2 protein-coding genes are annotated in these 565 nt (G+C 42.3%); both read left to right on the top strand.

The genetic code is table 11. From position 1 onward, the window contains the following. On the top strand, positions 1-396 hold a 396-nt coding region (locus tag HC733_RS22590), incomplete at its 5' end, for a tyrosine-type recombinase/integrase (protein WP_190367209.1). Continuing rightward, positions 393-565 (top strand): transposase zinc-binding domain-containing protein (locus tag HC733_RS22585; RefSeq protein WP_190367208.1); only part of this gene is annotated, 173 nt, incomplete at its 3' end. The genes HC733_RS22590 and HC733_RS22585, both read left to right, overlap by 4 nt.

The raw sequence follows: 565 nt of genomic DNA, 5'->3' as shown, positions 1-565 counted from the left end.
CGTAAAACTATTTTAATAGAGCAAGGTAAAGGGGATAAATCTCGTTACGTTGTTGTATCAGACAGTGTGCTGAATCAATTACGTTGTTATTGGAAAATGTATCACCCAACGGGTTGGATGTTCTATTCCCGATGGTTAATAGATAAACCTATGTCACCCTCAAGCTTCAGAAAGGCATTGAGGAAGCATGCACAAATGTGTGGCTTAAAACACTGTAATCCACATGCCTTACGCCATGCTTATGCAACACATCAACTTGAATCAGGGATGCCACTTCATCAATTGCAACATCAGCTTGGTCATAGTGATATTAAAACGACACAAAGTTACTTACACTGGTTACCTGAGTTAGGGCATGGCGGCATTGATTTGCTTGCGAGTTGGAGTAAACAATGACCGCTTTGCACCTCGCTGATATTTTAAACTCAAACCTTGAGAATTATCGGCAACATCATACGGTGAGCTATCAACAACTGCGTGTCTGTCAGCATCTTCAATCATGCAGAACAGGTCAGCTCGGTTATCAAGCATGGCAATGTGATAGCTGTGGGGAGTCGCAGCAGAT

The sequence above is a fragment of the Pseudoalteromonas sp. S16_S37 genome, from assembly GCF_014694405.1.
In the GTDB taxonomy this organism is placed as follows: Bacteria; Pseudomonadota; Gammaproteobacteria; order Enterobacterales; family Alteromonadaceae; genus Pseudoalteromonas.
Note: the sequence above shows the minus strand (reverse complement) of the source record. Positions and strands in the feature narration are given on the sequence as shown.